The following is a 23,482-nucleotide window of genomic DNA, read 5'->3' on the forward strand; positions in this document are numbered from 1 at the left end:
TATTATCATTTATGAGTTTACATTTTAAAGCATTAGCCTATTAATTTAATGGTTGAGTAAAAAGTTATGTCGATCAATTATTTAACCAATACGTGAATTTTAGCGTTAATCCCCAATTACGACTTTGATAAGGTTCTATAAAATAGTTATTGGTATACACAATAAATAAATCTGACGCAGGAGTGTAGCGCCATTGAAAACGTGAATTGATATTAAAATTATTACTTTGTTCATTATACTGCAGCAGGTTTGCAAAAAAGAGTTTATTGGTAAATGTGATATCTGCCTCGGCACCAATTAACCAAAATTCATTGGTGTGCCACGGAGCCGGTAAATTAATGTGATTATAGTTTAGGTTGGCTTTTAAACTTACATAAGGCTGAAATCGATAACCAATTTCACTTGTTAAACTTGTTCTATTTCCGCCTTCATAATAACCTCCTAACCGACCTTCTAAAGCATAAGTTAATAGACTTTGAGGCTTAGATTGAAATTCCCATCCAAAAGCATTCCAATTATGTTTACTGCCAGTGGACAAATTTGCAATGCCAAGTCCGCTAGGGTCAAAAGGAGAAAGTAATTCTACATAATCATCAGATAAAAAGAACATTAAACTGCTCCGTTTTCTAAAATCAAAAGTGTACGCCATATATGCCGTATGATCTGTTTCTTTTAATTTTTCATTGAAGTAATAAAATCCGTTTAATTCTGGTCCGTGACTAAGTATGGGCCCTGCTTTCGGAAAAAATAAATGACCTGCTTTTCCTGATAGGTTTTTATAGCCTCTTCGTCGTACAAAACCAACTTCCGCTGAATAATCATTGCTTACCCATTCTTCCTGCAAGCGTACATTCCATTTACGACTGGTATATTCTAAATGAGCACCTTGGGTAAACCCACTATCATCATCTGTAGGAGCAAAGGATTTTAAGAGAAACGCCTTTCCATTCCATGCATTATTAGCTGAGGCTAAATTGTATTCTACACCTAAATTTCTGTTGTATTTAGCATATATATCAATTAAGGAATCATTCTCTTGTGGATAGTTGATAGATTGTTTGTTGACGAACATCATACCAATGCTACTTCGACCAAATATCTTTCGCTGCAATGATAAAACAGCAAAGTTTTGACTAGGCTGACCAGATGTATCAACAGGTGCTGTCTGCATATCCATAACGCCTAAACGCCATTTGTCATTTAAATTACCACTTATACGAGCACCTGCTTGTATAGGTACATTCAGGCCTATTCTGCGTGAAAAGAAAGGTCTAATGGTTTCATACCCAAAATTGGCAAACAAATCGCCGTTCTCTAAAAAGAACTGTCTACGCTCGGGAAAAAACAATTCAAAACGGTCTAAATTAGTTATTTGGCGGTCTACTTCAACTTGTGAAAAATCTGGGTTTACCGTTAAATCTAAATTTAACGAGGAGGTAAGACTAAACTTTATATCGCCCCCAATTTTACCATTGGTCTTAACGCTTCCGTCAATTTCTTGATTTTGTTTTATATCGCCCAATACATAAGGAATAATAGAAAAGTTTGTTCCAGGAGCGGGTGGTGGGCTATCCCAAACCAATGTACCTGAATAGGCGAGAGATGCGGTGGGAAATTGGCGAGGAATAGGGGTCCAGCTAGACTTTTCACTTGATTTTAAATCTAATCGACTAAAATTTATTCCCCATTCTTTAACACCTTCCTCATATCTTATAGATTTAAAAGGTACGGCCATTTCAAAGACCCATTTATCCTTATTACGGGTTACTGCAGATATCCATTTACTGTCCCAATTCAAATCAATTTTTGATCCGTCATACATTGTACCGTCCCATTGTGCCCCGTATGCATTTGAGCCAAATGAAAAACCAGTAGTTTGATTATTGTAAGGGTCTAAAAAAAGCAGAAAATTGTCGTTCTTACCAAATGAAAAATCTCTTCGTAACGACTCTACAAAGTAATTTGCTTTTGTTGCATTATAAAAAGTGGCCAAGAGGTATAAATTATCATCATCATAGGTCATTTTTATGGTGGTTGGCTCGGTAGCTTTACGGTCGTCCATAGGAAGTACCATAAAAAAATGATTTGCTTCTTCGGCCACGCTCCACGCTTGTTCATCACCTACACCATCTATTATTATAGAACTTGTTGCTTTTTTAATATGTAGCCGGTATTCTTCATTTTTCTTTTGAGAATTAGCCCTAAGTACTAGAAGTAAAATCAGAATCCAAAAAAGTCTGTAAAGTTTCATTGATTTTCATTGAACGATACAACTTACTTAAAAATAAAGTGACAGCAATACTAGATAACAAATAATCTTATTTTTATCAAACAAGATTATTTGTTACACCTGATTAATACGTTCTACTTAAAATCGCACAGATACTTTTCCTCTTAAATAAAATGGAGTACCGGGAGTGAAATGAATTTCTTCTACTGATGCCGTTTCGTTGAACAATCTACTTTCTGTAGCGAACTGGGTTTCGTTCCATTCTGTATCAAATAGATTTTCGACGATGATACCAACTGTCCAGTTTTTAATTTGATAGTTAAGATTTAAGTCGGTAACAAAATATCCTTCTGCAACAATACTATTGTCTTCATTTGCAGCTCTGTCACCCAAATATCGATAGTTTAAGTTACCCGAAAAATTACCAATATCACTAAAAGATAATCCACCTACCGCAGTGAAATCTGGTGCTAAAGGGATATAATCTTCTCCATCTGGTTCTGCCGTGCTTCTAGCATACGTATAGTTTACATCACCATAAAGGTATAACCAATCTAACATTTGATATCGTGCACCAACCTCTACGCCAACTCTTCTTGTTTTTCCACTCGGTTCCACAATACCTGCATCACCTACATACACAAATTCCTGGTCTAAGAACAAGCCCCATAAAGTGGCATTCATTACTAGTTTGTCAATTGGTTTAATAATTGTTCCAAAATCAACGCCGTATGCTTTAGGAAGTATATCTTTACCTTCGTTTGCCGTAACTACACGAGCATCGTTAGAGTGAAAGCCAATCCCTGTTTTCAAGAATAATTGCCAGTCCTTGTTTACGGCATAAAGGGTATTCAACTTAGGGCTCACTATTGCCTTACTTTCGCTTTTATTGTCATAAGTTTCACTTAGTTTATTCTCATAATCGAAGTTAAAATAGTCTAAACGAATAGACGGATTAAATGTCCAGTTTCCGGTTTTATATTCGCCATCAACAAAACCGTACATATTGGTTTCATCAACATCACCAAATGCATATTGTTCTAAAACTGTTTTTCTATTTAAAGTGTGCTCTAAGGTTACATCATCTACGTTATCATTTCTAAACCCGATTCCTGCAGAATATTTAAACCTATCATCAGTACCTACGGCAATATCAATTTGTTCAAAAACAGTTTCAGCCCCCATTACTGTTCTATCTTCATACTGTCTTATTTGATCTCCATTAACAGTGTCTTCTAAAAAAAATGTGAAATTTGAAAACAGCTCAAAATCATATTTACTTACAAAAGCTCTGGTCTTTAAAAATTGATCTTCACCTAAAAATTTAGTATGATTCAACATTAAATTTGTTCTGCTAGTTTTACCACCTTCCGTGTCATCTATAGCACCAAAACGACCTATAATGTTTTGATCAATTGCGCGTTGTGGAATTTGACCAGAAGCATCCCATTTACTTTGAAAGTGAGAGGCAGTTAATGTAAGTTCTTCTTTTCCTATATCCTTATAATGATAACGTCCAAGAATATTTATACGGTTAAAATTCTGTGGAGAATTAAATGGTCCATCGGTTAAATAAACTTCTGAAGCTACGTAGGCATCGCTCTTGCTGCTTTCTAAAATATTGAAAAGACCTACCAATCTATTTGTATTAAATTGTCCCGTTTCATAGGAGACCATACTTTTATCAATACTTTTTTTAAGGTTTAAATCTACATATCCTGCGGTATTAAAATCTCCTTTATCCGCATAATACGGACCTTTTCCAAAATCAATATTGTCTATAGTTTCTGGTATTACAAAGTGTAAATCTGCATATCCCTGTCCGTGTGCGTGAGACACCATATTCACAGGCATACCATCTACACTTATGGCAACATCAGTACCGTGGTCAACATCAAACCCTCTTAAGAAAATTTGCTCAGCCTTACCACCGCCGGCATGTTGACCAATGATTAAACCAGGTACTTTTCTAAGAATTTCTTGAGATGATTTTACAGGATCATTCTGTACATCTACATTCACAATTCTACTCATAGCATCAACCTTGGATACGACCACAACCTGTTCTAAATTGATGCTGGATTCATTTAAAGTGATTTTTACACCATCCTCTAAATGGTTTTGTTTTACAACTAGGATAAAAGTTTCAAATCCTAAATTAGAAAAATATACAGAATCATTTACTGTACTTGCCGGTAGTGAAAATGTTCCAGATAGGTTTGTATGACTATGCTGCCCCGTAGTCTGATTAAATATCCCCACATTTTCAAGAGCTACACCTTCTTTATCGGTTACTTTACCTTTAAGATTTTGTGCGTTCACTAAGGTTAACCCACTTAAAAAAAATATAAAGGATAGCAGCTTTAACGCCCTGATTTTGATAAAATTCATAACTATTTAATTTAGATTGTCTTTAACTGTACTTACGACAAAAAAAATAGAAAGTTTCAAAAAATTAAAAAAGGGCAAACATAAAATTTAAAAATAGCAAAAAAACTTATTTCGGTATAATAACAATAATTTAACGATATAAGTTAATATGCCACTGTAATTAGGTGAATCTTTGAAGTAGAACAAGAAATAGATATTTTCAAGATATGAGAAATCAATTATTATTAGAGACTTTAGATAAAAATTTAAACCTTAAAAATAGGGTTGTCATGGCTCCTATGACCAGAAGTAGGGCAGCAAATGACGGTAATGAACCTACAGAAGATTTACATGTTCCCTATTACGCGCAAAGAGCTTCAGCGGGGTTAATAATAACAGAAGGCTCTCAAGTATCGAAACAAGCCGTTGGTTATGTAAATACCCCTGGCATTTATTCTAAAGATCAAGTAGCGGGATGGAAAAAAGTAACCAAAGCCGTTCACGATAAAGGTGGAAAGATTTTTATACAATTGTGGCATGTAGGGCGAATGTCGCATCCTGATTTTCACAATGGTGATTTACCATTAGCCCCATCCGCAATAAATCCCAATGCAGAATCTTACACCCCTGAAGGTTTTAAAGACACCGTAACGCCTAAAGCAATGACCGTAGCTGAAATTAAACAAACGGTAACGGATTTTAAAAATGCAGCGAAAAATGCTGTCGAAGCAGGATTTGACGGAGTTGAGATACACTCTTCCAACGGATATTTGTTTCATCAATTTTTTAATGGAACTTCTAATCATAGAACAGATGCGTATGGGGGAAGTATTGAAAACAGGACCCGTTTCTTTTTCGAAGTTTTAGATGCCATAAAAGAAGTATTACCGCAAGAGAAAATCGGAGCTAGGTTTAATCCGTCTTTAAACAATATGTTCGGTATTACTATGGATGAAGAAACCATACCTACCTTTGAATATATCATTAAGAGATTAAATAATTACAACTTAGCATATATTCATTTGTCAGAGCCATTTAATGATGTTTCAGATATATCATACGCCATAGAAAACATTGCAAAACATTTTAGGCCTTTGTATAATGGAACATTGATGATCAATGCAGGATTTGATCAAGAATCAGGCAATAAGGTAATTGAAGATGGCAATGCTGATTTAGTAGCATTTGGTAAGCTTTATATTTCTAATCCAGATTTGGTGGAGCGCTTTCAGCATAATTTTCCATTGGCAGAATGGGATAATGACACTTTTTATACACCTGGTAAAGAAGGTTATACAGATTACCCGACGTATAAACATGCAACGGAACACGTTTAAAAAAATATTTATAAACTATTAAATTATTAAAGTATGAATTTTAAAAGAAAAGCATCCGCAACTTGGAAAGGTAGCGGAAAAGAAGGTCAAGGATTTTTGACTACAGAAAGTACAGTGTTACAGGATACACAATACGCTTACAAAACAAGGTTTGAAAATGGCAAGGGAACAAACCCCGAAGAATTGATTGGAGCAGCCCACGCTGGTTGTTTTTCTATGCAATTAAGTTTTTTATTGGGAGAAGAAGGTTTTACCCCTAATTCTCTAGATGTCGAAGCTGAAGTCGAGTTTAAAGATGGTGAAATTGTCAAGATAATCTTAGATTTAAAAGGAGATGTACCTAATATTAAAGCTGATAAATTCAATGAAATTGCAGACAAGGCTAAATCAGTATGTCCTGTTTCGAAATTATTAAATGCGGAAATTGAGCTTAATTCGCGGTTAAGTTAATTCAAGATTTTCACGACTGTAAAAGCAGCTATTTGGCTGCTTTTATATTTTTAGCAGTGTAAGCGTATTTTCTAAATATAATTCGTAATATTTTTTAAATATTAGTTCCCAGAACCTATATCATCGATTCGTTCTTCCTTTTGTATTGTATAAATAATAGGTCTTAGTTATATCATTCCTTTACAAATTTTAAATTTTTAAAGTAAACTACCTCGGGGCAAGCCCACGAGGCATTCGCCCGAAACGAACTTTTAATTTCGAGGCAAGCCTCGGGGTATTATACCCTTTGGCGGTGCCAATTAAAATATAATTTATGCTTTCTAGCCATTACTAATTAGTATATGACATTTAAATATGTGTTTATCAAAATATCATTTTAAAAGTATCGAATGCCAAGGTTTAGGATTAAGATTCTTTGTATACGAATCAATGATAACGACAGAATTTAACCAACTTAACACCAAACAATTTGAAGATGGAAAATGTATTAGTAGCTGGTGCTAATGGTACCACAGGAAAAAAAATAGTAAACCTTTTAAAAAGTTCTCAATATTTTGAGCCTATTGCAATGGTGCGTAAAAAAGAACAACAAGAACAGTTTAAAAAGAAGAATATTAAGTCAGTTTTAGGTGATTTGGAAAAAGATGTATCGCATACAATAGAAAATATAGATAAAGTAATATTTGCCGCTGGATCAGGTGGCAAAAAGGTAGTTGAAGTAGATCAAGAGGGAGCTAAGAATTTAATTGATGTTTCTAAAAATGCAAATATCAAAAAGTTTGTAATGTTAAGTTCCATGGGAGCAGACAATCCTGAAGAAGCAAGCGATCTAAAAGATTATTTAAAGGCAAAACATAATGCAGATGAATACCTAAAATCGAGCAATTTAATGCACGCTATCGTAAGACCTGGTTCATTGACCAATGATGCTGGTACTGGTAAAATTGAATTGAAATCTAAATTAAATAAGCAAGGTTCAATACCAAGAGAAGATGTAGCGCAAACCTTAGTGAGGTCGTTACATGATGACGCTGCTATAAATACTACTTTTGAAATCATACAGGGCGACACCCTAATCGGTAAAGCTATGGATGCAAATTATTAAGCAGTGTTGAAGTCAATTCTAACTTTTTTAAGGTTGGCTTTTTTAGAATTAAAATAAGAGGTATAGCACTTTATAAAACTTTTTTACTAAACCATGTTGCGTATCTTCGTAATAAACTAAACAACCACAGTATGAAAACATCATTTTTAAGGATAACTTTAGCTATTGCTATGGTTGTTTCATTGCATTCTTGTAAAGAGAATAAGAAAGAAAGTAGTGACAATACGGTAAAAGAAATAGAATTAGATAGTACAGATTTGGCATTGCTTGAGCTGAACATTCCAGAAGGATTTAAAATTGAAGTTTATGCAAGGGGTGTAGATGGTGCACGGTCTATGGCCATGGGAGATAATGGGACTCTTTTCGTTGGGACTAGAACGGATAATAAAGTATATGCTATACAAGATACCAACGGAGATTTTAAAGCTGACAATATAATGGTTCTGGACACCATGGAGGTTCCTAATGGAATTGCTATGCGGAATGGCGATTTATATGTGGCTCAAGTAGGGAGTCTATGGAAATATCCAAATATTGAAAATCAGTTGGGTGACCAATTAGAAAAAGAATTGATATATGATGATTTTCCGAAGGAATTTCATCACGGATGGAAGTATATAGCTTTTGGACCTGATGATAAACTGTATGTACCTGTTGGAGCTCCTTGTAATATTTGTGACAAAACCGATGAAGATGAGCGATTTGCAACTATTTCAAGAATGGATCCTGACGGTAGTAACCGAGAAATTTATGCGAGGGGAGTTAGAAATTCAGTAGGTTTTACTTGGCACCCCGATACAAAACAATTTTGGTTTACGGACAATGGTCGCGATATGTTGGGAGACGATATTCCTCCATGCGAACTTAACACCGTAACCGAAGTTGGTCAACATTTTGGATATCCATTTTGTCACGGTGGTATTGTAAAAGACCCTGAATTTGGTGATTTACGTCCTTGCTCAGATTTTGTTGCACCGGCATTACAATTAGATGCGCACGTAGCTCCATTAGCTATTAAGTTTTATACCGGTACTATGTTTCCTGCCAAATATCAAGGCAAAGCCTTCATTGCGGAACACGGTTCTTGGAACAGAAGTAAAAAAGTAGGTTATAGAATTATGATGGTCGATATTCTAGACGGCGAAGTTGTAGGTTCCGAACCATTTATTGACGGCTGGCTTGATGAAGTTGCCCAAAAAGCATCGGGTAGACCTGTAGATATGCTTGTAATGAAAGATGGATCTATGCTAATTTCCGATGATTTTGGCGATGCTATTTACCGACTTTCGTATAGTGATACAGCGTTAGCAAGCAACGAATAGAAATAACAACATAGTATTTGAATAAAAGCAGCCAAAACTGGCTGCTTTTTTATTACTTAACTGTTCAAGTTCTTTTTTCATACCTTATATTTATTGTTCAAATGTATTTCAACCTCAATAATGTATCATGAACAATCCTAATTCTCGAAGAACATTTTTAAAACAGACTGGGGTACTTTCGGTAAGTTCTATGCTACCCTTATCCGTATTGCCTTTGGATTTTAATTATAAAATGGGATTACAATTATTCACTATCCGTGACGCTATGGCTAATGACCCAATACAAAGCATTAAATACGCACGTGAATTAGGATATGAAGACGGAGAAATTTATGGTTATGATGGCGATAACGATACCTATTACGGTATTAAATCTAAAGAATTTAAAAAGCAAATAGATGATTTAGATTTTACGATTTCTAGCGGACATTATGATTTTTCGAGCCATTTTAATGAACCGATGGATAAGCTTAAACGTTATATAGATCAGTGCATTGAAGGTTCTCATACCTTAGACAGTAAATATATTACGTGGCCATGGTTAGCTCCAGAATATAGAACCATAGAGAATTTTAAAATCTTAACAGATAAATTAAATGTTATAGGTGAGCAAGTAACCAATGCGGGATTACAGTTTGCCTACCACAATCACGATTTTGAATTTACGGATCATAATGGCGAACAGGGTTATGATATTATATTATCTGGTACAGATCCAAATTTGGTGAAATTACAAATGGATATGTATTGGGTTGAACATTCATCAAATAAAAGTCCGGCTGAGTTAATTGCCGAAAATCCGGGGCGATATGTTATGTGGCATATAAAAGATATGGACAAAGTAACGCGCGACTATTCTGAAATGGGTAATGGTTCTATAGATTACAAGAAAATGCTTTCTACAATTGATAAAGACGACCTGCGGTATTATTATATTGAACAAGGTGGTAATTATTCCGAGAATTCTATGCAGAGCATTAAAGATAGTGCCATATACTTCAAAAAACATCTTCAACGCTACCTTTAAAATTTATGAATTATCCAGACAAAGTTTATATAAACGGACAAATAGTAAATCCTGAAGACGCTAAAGTTTCAGTGTTTGACAGAGGATTTATTTTTGGTGACGGACTCTATGAGGTTATGGTTCAGATAAACGGGAAATTCTTTTATGAAAAGAAGCATTTAGAACGGTTACAATCAGGATTAGATAAAATCAATATAGATTTTGATGCTGCTCTTCTTCCCAATGAAATTGCCCGTTTATTGAAAACAGCACAATTAACCGATAAAGACTGTATGCTTTATATACAGATTACTAGGGGAGTAGCACCACGCCAGCATTCATATCCGTCAGAAATAAAACCTACGGTAATGATGTACGCCGTACCAAAGGTTTTGCCCAAAATAAATATGGTTAATGCACATGTCATTACCCGAAAAGATTTTAGATGGTCTAGATGTGATATTAAAATGACCTCACTTTTAGGGAATGTTATGCTGAACGAAGAAGCCATGCAGCATAATTGTTATGAGACCATATTACACAGAAACGGAGTGTTCACAGAAGCATCGCATTGTAATGTGTTTTTTGTGAAAAATGGGGTTGTATACACGCATAAGGCAGATGAGTATATTCTTAATGGTATTACTAGAATTGTAGTGATAGAGCTTTGTAACTCGCTAGGCATAGAAATTAGAGAAACTGCTATTTCATTAAGTGAAATTAATACTATTGACGAAGCTTTCTTAACGGGTACAAGCACCCAAATTGCTGCAATTCAACAAATAGACGATTATAAAATTTATACTGGAAATGAAAAAGGCCCTGTAACACAAAGATTACAAGAGGCCTTTTTAAAACTTAAATAAGTTTTATTCTACTTTAAAATATGTAAAGAATTCATCTGCATCCTTAATTTCCATAAGATCTAAAATGTAGCATACCTCAGTTAAATCAGAAAAATCTAATCCGCCTTCAGCAATACTTTCATTTAAATATCTACCGTCTTTCCCGTTATATTCATTACCTAAACGAATAGCGGTATTCCATACTTTGGTTATATGCTTATCATTAATTTTAGACTCCCAATCTACTTTACCGTCAGATTTTAAGCCAGGAGTTCCATTGCCAACAGCATTACCATCATCAATTTTATGATAATCTGTAACCGTCTGTGTATACTTTAGTTTTGTAGGTTCAGTTACCGATTCGTTCCAATCGCTATGTTGAACCACATGTATTTTCTCTTTAATATTGATAGAAGAATTAACTTCTGATAGTTTTTTAACCCAATCAGCTGTAAAATCGGATTGCCCGGCTTCTGCTACCCATACAGAACCACCATTATTAATGGTTTTCAATACTTTATTTACTACTTTGTCTACTGATTTTTCCCATTCCTTATCTGCATCTACCCAATTATTTTTGAATGCTAATTTCATTAATTCATTTGGCGGCACATATAGGCCTTCTTGAATACCATATGTACCGGCACCTGCAAGATATTTCAAGTTCTTATAATCTGGGTGATGTAGTAAGGTAACCAAACCTGCTGCCGTATGTAAATCGTCAATATCGGTTTTGCAATCTAACTGAACTAGTAATAAATCTTTAGAAATATCGAATTTTGGTTTTTGGGCATTTACTCCAAAACTAAAGAGTAGAGCACATATTAAGCCTGATATTATTTTCTTTACGCTGAATTTTTTTTTCATTTTAAAAAAATTGAGTTGATTGATTTGTTGTTTCTACTAAAGTATCAAATATTAAGTTGACCGCCATAGAAATCATATCGAACCAAAAATGAATTTTCATAAATTTTCTTGTATATTTTATAAACACAAATGCTATCGAAATCTCGTATCTTTCTGGATCAAACAACAAAATCAAACAATGAAAAAATCTATTCTTTCATTATCAGTATTCCTTATATTGATGATACTAAATCCGCTTTTTGCGGTAGATCCCGAAATAAAAACAATTTCCAATTATGCAGATGACAACTACACTTTAATTTTGGAAGGATACGATTGGGGTCCAGCAGTAAAAAAGGTAGTGCTACAAACCGCAGAATTGACAACCGAAGCTAATGCTACAGATTATAAGATTGAAGTTGAAAGAAGTGCGGATGGAGTGGTAATGAAGCCAGAAGAAGCGAAAGGTTCGCGAGAAATACTATTCGCATACGTTTCTGATGCCAATGGAAACAGAGTTTCTGAAGGAAATCATATAACTTTAGTTTTATTAGTTCACCCCAATAATCCCTTAGATTCCCCCATAAAATATGTTTTTAAGGATGGCAGAGGAAGTAATCAATGGATTGATTATAAGATGACCATTACCCAAGTTTCAACAACTACAATTTGGAATAAAGAAGTCTCTCGTTTATATACAGATTTAGATAGGTTTAATTTAAAAGGAAAGCATTCAAACAATGGTATTACCCTAACATACGCATCTTTTGAACCTAAGACTACTGCAGTGAAATCTCCTTTAATTATATGGTTACATGGTGGTGGCGAAGGTGGTTCTGACCCAAGTATTGCTTTGGTTGCCAATAAAGCAACAAACTATGCATCGCCTGAAATTCAATCATTTTTTAATGGTGCATACGTTCTTGTACCACAAGCCCCAACATTTTGGATGCAAAATGCCAATGGAGATTACACAAGGGGTGATACTGATGATATTTATAACAAAGCCTTATTTAACCTAATTGACAATTTTGTAAAAGATAATCCGAAAGTAGATTCAGACAGGGTTTATATTGGGGGGTGTTCTAATGGAGGCTATATGAGTCTAAAACTAATACTTGAACACCCTAATTATTTTGCAGCAGGATATATCAGTGCTTTGGCTTATCAAAACCAATATATAACCGATGAACAAGTAAAACGAATTAACAATGTACCAATTTGGTTTGTACATTCTAGGGACGATACAACGACAATACCAGATGAAACTGTTGTACCGTTATATAATAGACTGATAAATGCTAAAGCACCTAATGTACATTTCTCCTATTATGACCATGTTATTGATTTAACCGGATTTTATGGTGGTGAAAATTATTATTTTCCAGGACACTGGTCTTGGATATACAGTCACGCTAATAATGCCAACTTTGATTTTGATAATAAACCAGTCTTATTAAATGGTGAAAATGTGACAATTATGAAGTGGCTAGCTGCTCAAAAAAAGTGAGAATCACTCTTATATAGTCTAAAACGGCAATAAATTCTTAAAGTATTCACAAAAAATGGATATTAAGACACTTTAAAAGCTGTTTGTCAACTATTGGCGCCATCTTTGCTTACTAAATAAGTATTATAAATTAAATTACATTACAATGAGTAAAGGAACAGTAAAATTTTTCAACGACACAAAAGGTTTCGGTTTTATCACTGAAGAAGGTGTTGAAAAAGACCACTTTGTACACATTTCTGGATTAATCGACGAAATTCGTGAAGGCGATGAAGTTGAATTTGAACTAAAAGAAGGTAACAAAGGATTAAACGCAGTGAACGTAAGAGTTATCTAAGATATATACATTCAAGTTTAAGAAAAAGCTCTTCAGAAATGAAGGGCTTTTTTATTACTCATTTTCAAGCTTCTACGTCAAAATAAAGATGTAGTTTTGCACCCGCAAAAAAGTAGTATTATGAAACGTATCAATGAATACAAAAAACTCTTCGGGGTTGAGAAAGAAATTGAATTAAAAGACCTTAAATCTACCTATAGAAATTTGGTAAAAGAATGGCACCCAGATAAGTTTCAAGAAGGAGATGAAAAACGAGAAGAAGCGGAAGTTCAAAGTCGTCGTATCATTGACGGATACCATTTTTTAGTAAGTATTGCCCCTGAAACTAAAGAAGCGAATAAAGAGGTATATAACGAGTCTATTAACTCTGGTGTTGCCGATTTTCAACATAATGGTTTAGTATTAGAAGTGACATTCGTTGATGGTGCTACTTATGAATATTTTGGAGTTACAAAACCTATTTTTCAAAAAATGGTCAATTCTAATAAGTTGAACAGATTTGCGAAAAGAAGTATATTCCCAAATTATCTGTATAGAAAATCGAAACGTGACCTTCAAGAGGCATAATCGAATATAAATTAATAGTTTAAGAATACGCATGAAAAATCAAGAAGAGATTTTATCGAAATTGAATATTGATGCGTTGAATCCAATGCAAGAGAGTGCATTAGACAGCATCTCTTCATCAAACAATACAATTATATTATCTCCAACCGGTACTGGAAAAACATTAGCTTTTCTATTACCGGTTTTTGAATTTTTAGACCATAACAATCCTGAAGTTCAGGCTTTAATTTTAGTACCTTCTAGAGAATTGGCAATTCAAATAGAACAGGTGATCCGTAATATGGGTACTGGTTTTAAAGTGAATGCCATTTATGGAGGTAGGGCGATGTCTAAAGATAAGATAGAGCTAAAACATACTCCTGCAATTTTAATTGGCACTCCTGGTAGAATTCTTGACCATTTTATGGCAAATCGTTTTACCAAAGAGCATATTAAAACATTGATTCTTGATGAATTTGATAAGTCTTTAGAAGTGGGTTTTGAAGAGGAGATGAGTGAAATTCTAGCAGAATTACCAAATCTTACAAAACGAATTCTAACTTCGGCGACTGAAGGTTTTAAGATTCCGAAGTTTGTGGGGCTGGAAAACCCGAAGCGTGTCAATTTTCTTAAGAAAGATACCCCACCACAGCTTACAATTAGCACCGTTATTTCTGAAGACAAAGATAAGTTGAAAACACTTGTGCAATTATTGAAATATATTGGTGAAGAACCAGGTATTATCTTTTGTAATTTTAAGGATAGTATTGATAGCGTTAGTGACTATTTAAGTCAGCAACGTATTCGGCATGAGTGCTTTTCTGGCGGTATGGAACAGAAAGACCGAGAGCGTGCTTTAATCAAATTTAGAAATGGTAGTAGTCGTATTTTGGTTGCTACAGATTTAGCTGCAAGGGGAATTGATATACCTGAATTAAAATTTATAATTCATTACGAATTACCGCATCGTATTGAAGAATTTACGCATCGTAATGGTAGAACTGCTCGTGTAAATGAAACGGGAACTGCCTATGTTTTACAATGGGATAAAGAATCTTTACCTCCTTTTATAAAGAAGTCTAAACCTATAAACATTGGTAAAACTAATAGGTTAGGAGACCCTTTTTGGGAAACCTTATTTATTTCTGGCGGAAGAAAAGATAAAATATCTAAAGGTGATATTGCGGGACTTTTCTTTAAGCAAGGCGGATTAATAAAAGAACAATTAGGTGCTATTGAACTAAAGCAAGATTGCGCTTTTGTTGCTGTACCTAAAAGTAAATCAGTTAAACTTGTGAGTGAGTTAAACAATTCCCGATTAAAAAAGAAAAAAGTCCGTATTACCGTACTTTAATCATAGTTAGTATTTTTGCCCTTTTTAAGGTAGTATCATGAAGGATAAACAACAAGAGAATGAAACTGAAATCGATTTAAACGAGATTGAAAGTTGTATTGAAATTTTAAATCGTTTGGTGACCGATACCAACCAAATATTCGAAATTCCTGAAGATAGACGAATTGCCTTAATTAAAGTTGCAGGTCAATTATCCCGTCCAAACAAACAAGAATTTGCCAAGCGTGTTAAAGATGCCAAGCGCAACGAAAAAAGAAAGCAAGCGGTTCGTGATAAACATGCACGTAAAGAAACAGGAATACGAAGTGCTCGTGAAGCACATGTTTTTGTTGCGCCTAAATTATTATCCGCTGCTGTATTAGAAAGCAAAGATTTACCTGAACTTACTACGCCACGTAATTGTTACGTATGTAAGACAGAGTTTACACAGCTACACCACTTTTACGATACCATGTGTACCGATTGTGGTGATTTTAATTATGCCAAAAGATTTCAGAATGCCAATGTAAAGGGACAAGTTGCGGTTGTTACTGGATCTCGTTTAAAAATTGGTTATCATATTACACTAATGTTACTTCGTGGCGGGGCAACGGTTATTGCAACCACACGTTTTCCTGTAGATTCAGCCCTCCGCTTTTCTAAGGAGGAAGATTTTATGGAGTGGGGACACCGATTAAAAATTCACGGACTAGATTTACGCCATATTCCTAGTGTTGAAATTTTCTGCAATTTTATAGAACAGCAATATGACAAACTTGATATTCTAATTAATAATGCTGCACAAACCGTTCGTAGACCAGCTGGTTTTTATCATCACCTAATGGAAAATGAAGAAAAAGAAATAGCTTCATTACCTAAGTTTGCACAAATGGTGCTTAGTGACCATGAAAATTGTCTAAATGAATTAAAAGCATTTAGTACTAAAGCTTCTCCAAACCAGAATATGCCAGTAACATGGCACGGTCCAGAGCCTGGAATTGGTTTACGCGCCTCTGCGAAATTATCTCAAATACCTTATAGTTTTGATAATGCATTGGTTGCGCAAGAGGTTTTCCCAACAGGAGAGCTTGATGCAGATTTGCAACAGGTAGATTTACGTAAAACGAACAGCTGGCGTTTAAAGTTAGGTGAAATAGAAACAACTGAAATGATTGAGGTTCAGTTAGTAAATTCTGTTGCTCCGTTCGTGCTTTGCAATCGTTTGGCTGAATTAATGAAGAAAGAAAACACAGGTCAAAAGCATATTATTAATGTAACTGCCATGGAAGGTAAATTCCACCGTTTCTTTAAAGAATCTCGTCACCCACATACCAACATGGCAAAAGCTGCATTAAACATGTTGACACATACCGCTGCAGGAGAATTAGCGAAAGACGGAATTTTCATGAATGCCGTTGATACAGGATGGGTTACTGATGAAGATCCTGCTGAATTGGCCAAAAAGAAACAAGAAGTACATGATTTTCAACCACCTTTAGATATTGTTGATGGTGCGGCTAGGGTTATGGATCCATTATTTGATGGTATAAATACGGGAAAACATTGGTGTGGTAAATTTTTAAAGGATTATTTTCCAATAGACTGGTAGGTGTAAATATTTTATCCTTGCTAAAACTGTTTTTTTAATAAATTAACCATAAACGGGAAAATTTAAAAGTTTATAGTTTTAGTAAATAAATAATATTACTGTAAAAACGGCATTAACTTTATGCTATCATTGTGGGTTTAATTAACTTTAGGTTCTGACTAAACTTAATTCAACCTTAACATGAAAAAATTTGTAACCAATCTCGCTTTTTTAACCTTTATTTTATTCTCTACAACACTTTTTTCGCAAGATTTTTCAGCTTTTCAATATCGTACAGTAGGTCCACAAAGGGGCGGACGTGTTACAACGGTAACAGGAACGCCTGTTTTGCCTGGTACTTTTTATTTAGGTGCCTCAGGTGCTGGAGTTTGGAAAACCGATGATTACGGAACCACTTGGAATAATGTTTCCGACGGATTCTTTGATACGCCTTCTATCGGAGCTATTGAAGTTGCCCTTAATGACCCTAACATTGTGTATGTAGGTACAGGCTCTGACGGTTTAAGAAGTAATATTATTAGCGGAAAAGGTGTTTACAAATCTATTGATGGGGGAAAAACATGGAATCATATTGGACTAGAGAATGCTGGTCAAATAGGTGCCGTTGAAATAGACCCCACTAACAGTAATATTGTTTGGGTAGCGGCTATAGGAAATGCCTTTAAGGCAAACGAGGAACGTGGAATCTATAAAACCATTGACGGTGGAACTACATGGGAAAAAATGCTGCATATTTCTAACACAACCGGATTCGCAGATTTAGAATTGTTACCCGGTAACCCAAATGTAGTTTACGCCGCTGCATGGAAAGCCCAACGTACACCTTGGACCATTATTTCCGGTGGAGAAAATAGTGAAGGTGGAATTTACAAATCTGTAAATGGAGGTAAAGATTGGATAAAATTAGAAACTGGTTTACCCAAAGGATTAATCGGGAAAATAGATTTGGCCGTATCTGCCGTTGACTCCAGTATTCTGTATGCTGTTATTGAAGCACCTGGTGATGAAGGTGGTGTATATAAATCTGTAGACCAAGGAAAATCTTTCGTACAAACTTCAAGTAACAAAGGCTTGGTCAACCGACCGTTTTACTACACTAACATAGAATTAGACCCAACAAATCCTGATATTGTGTATTCCAATGCTAATCCGTTATTGAAATCTAAAGATGGTGGTAAATCATGGAAAACGATGTCGGTGCCTCATGGCGATAATCATGATATTTGGTTAAACCCGAATAATCCAGATTTGTTAATTCAATGTAACGATGGCGGTGCAAATGTTTCTCACAATGGTGGTAAAACATGGTCTTCACAATTCAATCAGCCTACAGCAGAAATATATCAAGTAGCGGTAGATGATCAATACCCATATTGGATTTATGGTGCACAACAAGATAATACAACCATTGCCATTCCAAGTTCTGCGCCTAGCGGCACTTCGGCTCAAGGTATTCAAGTTATGATTGAAGTTGGCGGCTGCGAAACCGGTCCGTCCATACCGAAACCTGGCAATCATAATATCGTTTATAACAATTGTAAAGGCCGTTTTAGTGTCTATAATAAAATTACTGGTGTTGATCGGGAGTATTCTATCGGGGCCTCTAATATCTACGGTCACAATCCTAAAGATTTAAAATATCGTTTTCAACGTGTAGCTCCTGTTCATGTTTCACCACATGATCCAGATGTGGTTTATATGGGATCGCAATTTGTACATAAAACTAGGAACGACGGAGTCATATGGGAAACAATTTCTCCAGATTTAACTGCTTTTGAAGCCGATAAGCAAGTTCCTTCAGGTAGCCCAATTACTAGGGATATTACGGGTGAAGAATACTACAGTACTATTTATTCCATCCGAGAATCGAAAATTAAGAAAGACCTTATCTGGACAGGTTCCAATGACGGAGTGGTTTCTCTAACCCAAGATGGCGGACAAACTTGGACGAACGTAACGCCGAAGAAAATGCTAAAAGGAGGTAGGGTAGAATCAATTGAACCATCTCAATTTAATCCAGCGAAAGCCTATATATCTGTTGATGGACATTTACTGGGTGATCCTACTCCTTATTTTTACAAAACCGAAGATTACGGTAAAACATGGGAGTTATTGACTAACGGAATTCCGTCTGACTATACCAGTAAGGTTTTACGTGAAGACCCAAAAATAGCGGGACTTTTATATGCAGGTACAGAATACGGTATGTTCGTTTCTTTTAATGACGGACAAAAATGGGAATCTTTTCAACAGAATTTACCTGTAACTCCAATTACAGATATTATCATTAATAGAGGAGATTTGGTTTTAAGTACAATGGGACGCGGATTCTGGGTATTGGATAATATTACTTCATTAAGAAACCCGGCAATAGCATCCTTAAATGAAACACCTGTTTTATTTCAACCCGATAATACGATTAGATATCGTTCGCCAAGGGGTTCAGGCGATTTTCCAAATTATCCTTCAACCGGAGTGTTAATAGATTACTATCTACCAAAAGAAGGTAAAAATGAAGTTCAGTTAGAAATACTTAATGCCAACAAGCAAACTATAGCTACCATAATAAGTGATTCGACCAAAGTTAAATCTACTAAAGAAGAAGTGGAAAATATGGGTCTTAGCATGTCTTTCAGCTATTTTGATACGAAACTAGAAACCAAGAAAGGTTTAAATAGATTTCAATGGGATATGCTTCAAAAGGGAGCCTGGAACGACAAGGAATCTAGAAGTTATAAAAATGGACCTATGGTACCCCCGGGTACATATACCGCAAAATTAACCGTTGGTAAAGAAACTTTTGAGCAACCTTTTGAAATTTTGGTGGATCCACGATTAGCTGAGGAAGGCATTGACGAAACAATCATAACCGAGCATATAGCTTTTGAAAACAAAGTACTGGCCTTATTGACCGAAGCCAGAAAATTTCAGTCGGAATTAGAGGCTGAAATTAAGAAAAGTAATGGGGATAAGAAAGCGTCGTTAGAAACTGTTTTAAAAGCCATTAAGAATGATGAAGGCGCATATCCGCAGCAAATGCTGGTGCCACAAATAGCATACTTATCTTACATTGTTGGCGGTGCAGATAAAATACCTGGCAATGAAGAAGTGGAGAGACTAAAGGATCTTCAGCAGCAATTTAATGCAGTTAAACAACAGGCACAATTGAACTAAATGAATAATGGTAATTGCTGTCTAGAACAGCAATTACCAAAAATTCTCGTCGATAAAATTCTACTTTCTACATAAATAAATCACACATACTTCTATTCCTTTTTATTAAGGTAGTATAAAGTTTCATTTTTGGAGTGTTAATTAAAAACACGCTTTAAATGAAACAAATCATAATCATAGCAGGCATCTTATTTGCTCACTTTGGTTTTTCGCAAGAAGTTGAAACCCAAGCAGAATCAAAAATATGGTCTTTAGAAGATTGTATTTCTTATGCTATAGAAAACAATATCACCGTAAAAGATGCTGAAATAAACACTAGCATTTCTGAGGTAGATTATAAAACGGCTAAATCTGCCAAACTACCGAATCTATTTGGTAGTGCTTCCCAAAATTTCTCTAGTGGTACTACTATTGACCCCATTACCAGTGATTATGTTTCCGATCAGATTCATAGTACAAACTTAGGTATCAATAGCTCCATGACGCTCTTTCAGGGAAATCAACTGAGTAATCAAGTAAAGCAAAATAAGCTTTTAATTGAGCAGAATAGTTTATTGGCGCAAGAAGCTAAAAACAATATTGTTATAAGCATCTTAGAGTCTTATCTACAAACTTTATATAGCAAAGAAGGTATTACCATTGCAGAAAACAATTTAAACGCTTCTGAAAAAGAGGTGCTTCGTGCAAAATCTAGATTAGATGCTGGTACTATTGCATTGAGCGATTATACAGAAGCACAAAGTCAAGCAGCCACTAACAAGTATAATGTTATTGCTGCAAAAAATGATTATGAGCTTAATATTATAGACCTAAAGCAGTTGTTGGAATTATCTCCTTTAGAAGATTTGCAAATTGAATCAGTTGATGAAAATGAAGATTTAATTAACCTAGAGCTTAATAAAGAAATCATTTATACAAATGCCTTAGCTTATTTACCAGAAGTAGAAGCTAGTCAAACTAATATTCTAATTAACGAAAAGGAACTAGATATAGCTAAAGGCGGGTATTTACCTACTTTATCATTAACAGGTAGTCTTGGTTCTGGGTATACAAGTATAAGCGACAACACTTTTTATGATCAACTAGATGTCAATTTTAACCAGCGACTTGGTTTAAGTTTAAACATTCCCATTTTTAATAGAAATAAAACTAAGTCTGCCGTACAAATTGCCACTTTCAATATAGAAAAAGCAGCATTGCAAAAGCAAACGGTTGAAAAAGAAGTTATTAAAAAGGTAGAAACGGCGTATCAATATGCACTTTCTTCCCAAGAACAATTAGTAGCAGCAGAAACATCACAAAGTGCTGCTGAACAATCTTATGACCTTGCGCAAAAGAGATATGAGTTGGGAGATTTAAGTACTACAGATTTAGTGGTAAGTCAGAATACATTTACCAATGCGCAACAGAATTACATACAATCTAAATACTTAAATATTTTATACCATCAATTATTACAATTTTATCAAGGAAACGATATCAAACTTTAATTAATACAGTTATGAAAAATAAAAAAACCATCATAATAAGCGTCTTAGTTTTAGTCGCACTTGCTATTACTGCATTCTTTTTTCTGAAAGGCGACGATGCTATTATCATTGAAGCAAAAACAGTAGCTGCAAAAAAAGCTAATGTAACCACAATGGTCACTGCAACCGGAACTATAGAACCAATAAACCAAGTAGATGTTGGTACACAGGTGTCTGGAGTTGTAGAAAAAATATATGTAGACTATAACAGTGAGGTAACAGAAGGTCAGCTTATTGCAGAATTGGATAAGACCAATCTTAGAGCTGCGGCCACGCAGGCACAAGCATCATATGATAATGCGATAAGTAATCGTAATTATTTGCAAACTATTTACGAGAGGCAAAAGACGTTGTATGACAATCAGGTAATCAGTAAATCAGATTTTGATGATGCTTTTTATAATTATGAAACCGCTAAGGGAACGGTTACTCAGCGTTTATCTGATCTTCAACAAGCAAGAACAAATTTGGGGTATGCCAATATTTACTCTCCAATTGATGGGGTAGTATTATCGAGAGATATAGATGAGGGGCAGACAGTTGCTGCCAGTTACAGTACACCTACCTTGTTTACCATTGCCCAAGATTTAAAAGAAATGCAGGTAGAAGCAGATGTTGATGAAGCGGATATAGGAGTTGTAAAAGAAGGACAACGTGTAAGTTTTACGGTTGATGCGTACCAAGGGCAAGAATTTGAAGGTGAAGTAACGCAGGTAAGATTAGACCCAACGATTACATCTAATGTAGTTACCTATACTGTTGTTATAAAGGCTGATAATCCTGATTTGAGATTGAAGCCGGGACTAACGGCTACTATTTCAATATACACCTTAGAATTAAAAGATGTATTATCTGTAGAGGCTAAGGCTATCAATTTTAAACCTTCTCCACCAGAAATGATGGCATATAACGAACAAGAAAATTTAACGGTTGAACGTCCGGAAGGTGGACCAATGGCTGAGGAAGATGATGCTACTCTAATTTGGGTATTGGAATCTAACGGAGCTATTTCTCCTAAAAAAGTAGAATTAGGTGCAAGTGATGGCGTTAATGTTCAAATTCTAAGTGGTATCAGCGCTGGGGATAAACTGGTTTATAGTTTAAAATCGGAAACTACATTATCTGGTCCAGCAGGTGGTTCTGAAGAGAGTCCGTTCATGCCAAAACCACCAGGAAAAAAATAAGATTATGAGTAAAGAAATTATAAAAATACAGGACTTAACACGTGAGTTTACCATGGGTACCGAAACGGTTCATGCCTTACGCGGAATTTCATTTACCATTAAAGAAGGTGAGTTTGTAACCATCATGGGTTCTAGTGGTTCTGGTAAAAGTACCATGCTTAACATTCTTGGTTGCTTAGACCAACCTACTTCGGGCAGTTATGAGATCGATGGTGTTAGTATGAAAGATTTGAGTAGAAATCAATTGGCAACTATTAGAAATGAAAAAATAGGGTTCATTTTTCAATCTTACAATTTACTAGCAAGAACATCTGCAATTGAAAACGTTGAGCTGCCTTTGTTATACAACAGTAAGGTATCTACGGAAGAACGGAGGGAACGTGCCGTAAAAGCGCTTGAAATGGTTGGATTGGGAGATAGATTGCATCACACTCCGTCTCAACTTTCCGGTGGTCAACAACAGCGTGTGGCTATTGCGAGATCATTAGTAAACAACCCTGTAATGATATTAGCGGATGAGGCTACGGGAAATTTAGATACAAGAACATCCTATGAAATTATGTCCTTGTTTCAAGAATTAAACAAAAAGGGAATTACGATTACTTTTGTAACTCATGAGCCAGATATAGCAACATTTAGCAGCAGAACCATCGTATTAAAAGATGGAGATATCATACAGGATTATAAGAATCATAAAGTATTATCTGCAGCAGACGAATTGGCGAAATTGCCACAAGAAAAAGATTAAT

18 protein-coding genes are annotated in these 23,482 nt (G+C 35.2%); 15 read left to right on the forward strand and 3 right to left on the reverse strand.

Features of this window, described 5'->3' with window-relative positions:
* Nucleotides 1-73: 73 nt before the first annotated feature.
* Nucleotides 74-2,251: a DUF5916 domain-containing protein gene (locus tag BTR34_RS17390; protein ID WP_068484822.1), complete on the reverse strand. Its 2,178-nt coding sequence runs from the start codon at nucleotides 2,249-2,251 to the stop codon at nucleotides 74-76.
* 117 nt (nucleotides 2,252-2,368) lie between these two features.
* Complete coding sequence (locus BTR34_RS17395) at nucleotides 2,369-4,621, reverse strand: TonB-dependent receptor (protein WP_068484821.1); 2,253 nt, start codon at nucleotides 4,619-4,621, stop codon at nucleotides 2,369-2,371.
* A gap of 206 nt (nucleotides 4,622-4,827) precedes the next feature.
* Here BTR34_RS17395 and BTR34_RS17400 point away from each other — a divergent pair, with 206 nt between their 5' ends.
* The 6 genes from BTR34_RS17400 (at nucleotide 4,828) to BTR34_RS17425 (ending at nucleotide 10,686) form a co-directional block, all read left to right on the forward strand.
* Nucleotides 4,828-5,937 (forward strand): alkene reductase, encoded by a 1,110-nt coding sequence (locus BTR34_RS17400; RefSeq protein WP_068484820.1) that lies wholly within the window; start codon nucleotides 4,828-4,830, stop codon nucleotides 5,935-5,937.
* A 33-nt stretch (nucleotides 5,938-5,970) separates the two neighbouring features.
* Entirely contained in the window at nucleotides 5,971-6,387 is a 417-nt protein-coding gene (locus BTR34_RS17405; RefSeq protein WP_068484819.1) for an OsmC family protein, read from the forward strand.
* 475 nt (nucleotides 6,388-6,862) lie between these two features.
* A complete protein-coding gene (locus BTR34_RS17410; protein WP_068484818.1) occupies nucleotides 6,863-7,492 on the forward strand; it encodes an SDR family oxidoreductase in 630 nt (209 codons plus the stop codon).
* A 131-nt stretch (nucleotides 7,493-7,623) separates the two neighbouring features.
* Complete coding sequence (locus BTR34_RS17415) at nucleotides 7,624-8,814, forward strand: PQQ-dependent sugar dehydrogenase (protein WP_068484817.1); 1,191 nt, start codon at nucleotides 7,624-7,626, stop codon at nucleotides 8,812-8,814.
* 127 nt (nucleotides 8,815-8,941) lie between these two features.
* Nucleotides 8,942-9,841, forward strand: coding sequence for a sugar phosphate isomerase/epimerase family protein (locus BTR34_RS17420; protein ID WP_197496165.1), 900 nt, complete (start codon nucleotides 8,942-8,944; stop codon nucleotides 9,839-9,841).
* 5 nt (nucleotides 9,842-9,846) lie between these two features.
* Nucleotides 9,847-10,686, forward strand: coding sequence for an aminotransferase class IV (locus BTR34_RS17425; protein ID WP_068484816.1), 840 nt, complete (start codon nucleotides 9,847-9,849; stop codon nucleotides 10,684-10,686).
* Nucleotides 10,687-10,689: 3 nt separating this feature from the next.
* Here BTR34_RS17425 and BTR34_RS17430 read toward each other — a convergent pair whose 3' ends face one another.
* Nucleotides 10,690-11,532, reverse strand: coding sequence for a hypothetical protein (locus BTR34_RS17430; RefSeq protein WP_068484815.1), 843 nt, complete (start codon nucleotides 11,530-11,532; stop codon nucleotides 10,690-10,692).
* A 178-nt stretch (nucleotides 11,533-11,710) separates the two neighbouring features.
* Between BTR34_RS17430 and BTR34_RS17435 the strand changes: the two genes are divergently transcribed.
* From BTR34_RS17435 to BTR34_RS17475, 9 genes are all read left to right on the forward strand, one after another.
* Nucleotides 11,711-13,021 (forward strand): prolyl oligopeptidase family serine peptidase, encoded by a 1,311-nt coding sequence (locus BTR34_RS17435; RefSeq protein ID WP_068484814.1) that lies wholly within the window; start codon nucleotides 11,711-11,713, stop codon nucleotides 13,019-13,021.
* A gap of 145 nt (nucleotides 13,022-13,166) precedes the next feature.
* Nucleotides 13,167-13,358, forward strand: coding sequence for a cold-shock protein (locus BTR34_RS17440; RefSeq protein ID WP_068484813.1), 192 nt, complete (start codon nucleotides 13,167-13,169; stop codon nucleotides 13,356-13,358).
* 120 nt (nucleotides 13,359-13,478) lie between these two features.
* Nucleotides 13,479-13,925 carry a KTSC domain-containing protein gene (locus tag BTR34_RS17445; protein ID WP_068484812.1) on the forward strand — a complete coding sequence of 149 codons (447 nt, stop codon included), beginning with the start codon at nucleotides 13,479-13,481 and terminating at the stop codon, nucleotides 13,923-13,925.
* A gap of 31 nt (nucleotides 13,926-13,956) precedes the next feature.
* Nucleotides 13,957-15,258 (forward strand): DEAD/DEAH box helicase, encoded by a 1,302-nt coding sequence (locus tag BTR34_RS17450; RefSeq protein WP_068484811.1) that lies wholly within the window; start codon nucleotides 13,957-13,959, stop codon nucleotides 15,256-15,258.
* A 37-nt stretch (nucleotides 15,259-15,295) separates the two neighbouring features.
* A complete protein-coding gene (locus tag BTR34_RS17455) occupies nucleotides 15,296-16,846 on the forward strand; it encodes an SDR family NAD(P)-dependent oxidoreductase (protein ID WP_068484810.1) in 1,551 nt (516 codons plus the stop codon).
* 180 nt (nucleotides 16,847-17,026) lie between these two features.
* A complete protein-coding gene (locus BTR34_RS17460; RefSeq protein ID WP_068484809.1) occupies nucleotides 17,027-20,020 on the forward strand; it encodes a WD40/YVTN/BNR-like repeat-containing protein in 2,994 nt (997 codons plus the stop codon).
* A 158-nt stretch (nucleotides 20,021-20,178) separates the two neighbouring features.
* Nucleotides 20,179-21,510 carry a TolC family protein gene (locus BTR34_RS17465; protein WP_068484808.1) on the forward strand — a complete coding sequence of 444 codons (1,332 nt, stop codon included), beginning with the start codon at nucleotides 20,179-20,181 and terminating at the stop codon, nucleotides 21,508-21,510.
* An 11-nt stretch (nucleotides 21,511-21,521) separates the two neighbouring features.
* Entirely contained in the window at nucleotides 21,522-22,733 is a 1,212-nt protein-coding gene (locus tag BTR34_RS17470) for an efflux RND transporter periplasmic adaptor subunit (protein WP_068484807.1), read from the forward strand.
* Nucleotides 22,734-22,737: 4 nt separating this feature from the next.
* A complete protein-coding gene (locus BTR34_RS17475) occupies nucleotides 22,738-23,481 on the forward strand; it encodes an ABC transporter ATP-binding protein (protein ID WP_068484806.1) in 744 nt (247 codons plus the stop codon).
* The last annotated feature ends 1 nt before the right edge of the window (nucleotide 23,482 follow it).

The organism is Maribacter hydrothermalis, assembly GCF_001913155.1.
Taxonomy (GTDB): domain Bacteria; phylum Bacteroidota; class Bacteroidia; order Flavobacteriales; family Flavobacteriaceae; genus Maribacter; species Maribacter hydrothermalis.

What these genes read in the sequence shown, in the direction of transcription:
- BTR34_RS17440 (WP_068484813.1), top strand. Translation starts at nt 13,167, where the DNA reads ATGAGTAAAGGAACAGTAAAATTTTTCAACGACACAAAAGGTTTCGGT.
- BTR34_RS17460 (WP_068484809.1), top strand. Translation starts at nt 17,027, where the DNA reads ATGAAAAAATTTGTAACCAATCTCGCTTTTTTAACCTTTATTTTATTC.
- BTR34_RS17415 (WP_068484817.1), top strand. Translation starts at nt 7,624, where the DNA reads ATGAAAACATCATTTTTAAGGATAACTTTAGCTATTGCTATGGTTGTT.
- BTR34_RS17475 (WP_068484806.1), top strand. Translation starts at nt 22,738, where the DNA reads ATGAGTAAAGAAATTATAAAAATACAGGACTTAACACGTGAGTTTACC.
- BTR34_RS17400 (WP_068484820.1), top strand. Translation starts at nt 4,828, where the DNA reads ATGAGAAATCAATTATTATTAGAGACTTTAGATAAAAATTTAAACCTT.
- BTR34_RS17430 (WP_068484815.1), bottom strand. Translation starts at nt 11,532, where the DNA reads ATGAAAAAAAAATTCAGCGTAAAGAAAATAATATCAGGCTTAATATGT.
- BTR34_RS17435 (WP_068484814.1), top strand. Translation starts at nt 11,711, where the DNA reads ATGAAAAAATCTATTCTTTCATTATCAGTATTCCTTATATTGATGATA.
- BTR34_RS17450 (WP_068484811.1), top strand. Translation starts at nt 13,957, where the DNA reads ATGAAAAATCAAGAAGAGATTTTATCGAAATTGAATATTGATGCGTTG.
- BTR34_RS17465 (WP_068484808.1), top strand. Translation starts at nt 20,179, where the DNA reads ATGAAACAAATCATAATCATAGCAGGCATCTTATTTGCTCACTTTGGT.
- BTR34_RS17410 (WP_068484818.1), top strand. Translation starts at nt 6,863, where the DNA reads ATGGAAAATGTATTAGTAGCTGGTGCTAATGGTACCACAGGAAAAAAA.
- BTR34_RS17405 (WP_068484819.1), top strand. Translation starts at nt 5,971, where the DNA reads ATGAATTTTAAAAGAAAAGCATCCGCAACTTGGAAAGGTAGCGGAAAA.
- BTR34_RS17420 (WP_197496165.1), top strand. Translation starts at nt 8,942, where the DNA reads ATGAACAATCCTAATTCTCGAAGAACATTTTTAAAACAGACTGGGGTA.
- BTR34_RS17395 (WP_068484821.1), bottom strand. Translation starts at nt 4,621, where the DNA reads ATGAATTTTATCAAAATCAGGGCGTTAAAGCTGCTATCCTTTATATTT.
- BTR34_RS17470 (WP_068484807.1), top strand. Translation starts at nt 21,522, where the DNA reads ATGAAAAATAAAAAAACCATCATAATAAGCGTCTTAGTTTTAGTCGCA.
- BTR34_RS17455 (WP_068484810.1), top strand. Translation starts at nt 15,296, where the DNA reads ATGAAGGATAAACAACAAGAGAATGAAACTGAAATCGATTTAAACGAG.
- BTR34_RS17390 (WP_068484822.1), bottom strand. Translation starts at nt 2,251, where the DNA reads ATGAAACTTTACAGACTTTTTTGGATTCTGATTTTACTTCTAGTACTT.
- BTR34_RS17425 (WP_068484816.1), top strand. Translation starts at nt 9,847, where the DNA reads ATGAATTATCCAGACAAAGTTTATATAAACGGACAAATAGTAAATCCT.
- BTR34_RS17445 (WP_068484812.1), top strand. Translation starts at nt 13,479, where the DNA reads ATGAAACGTATCAATGAATACAAAAAACTCTTCGGGGTTGAGAAAGAA.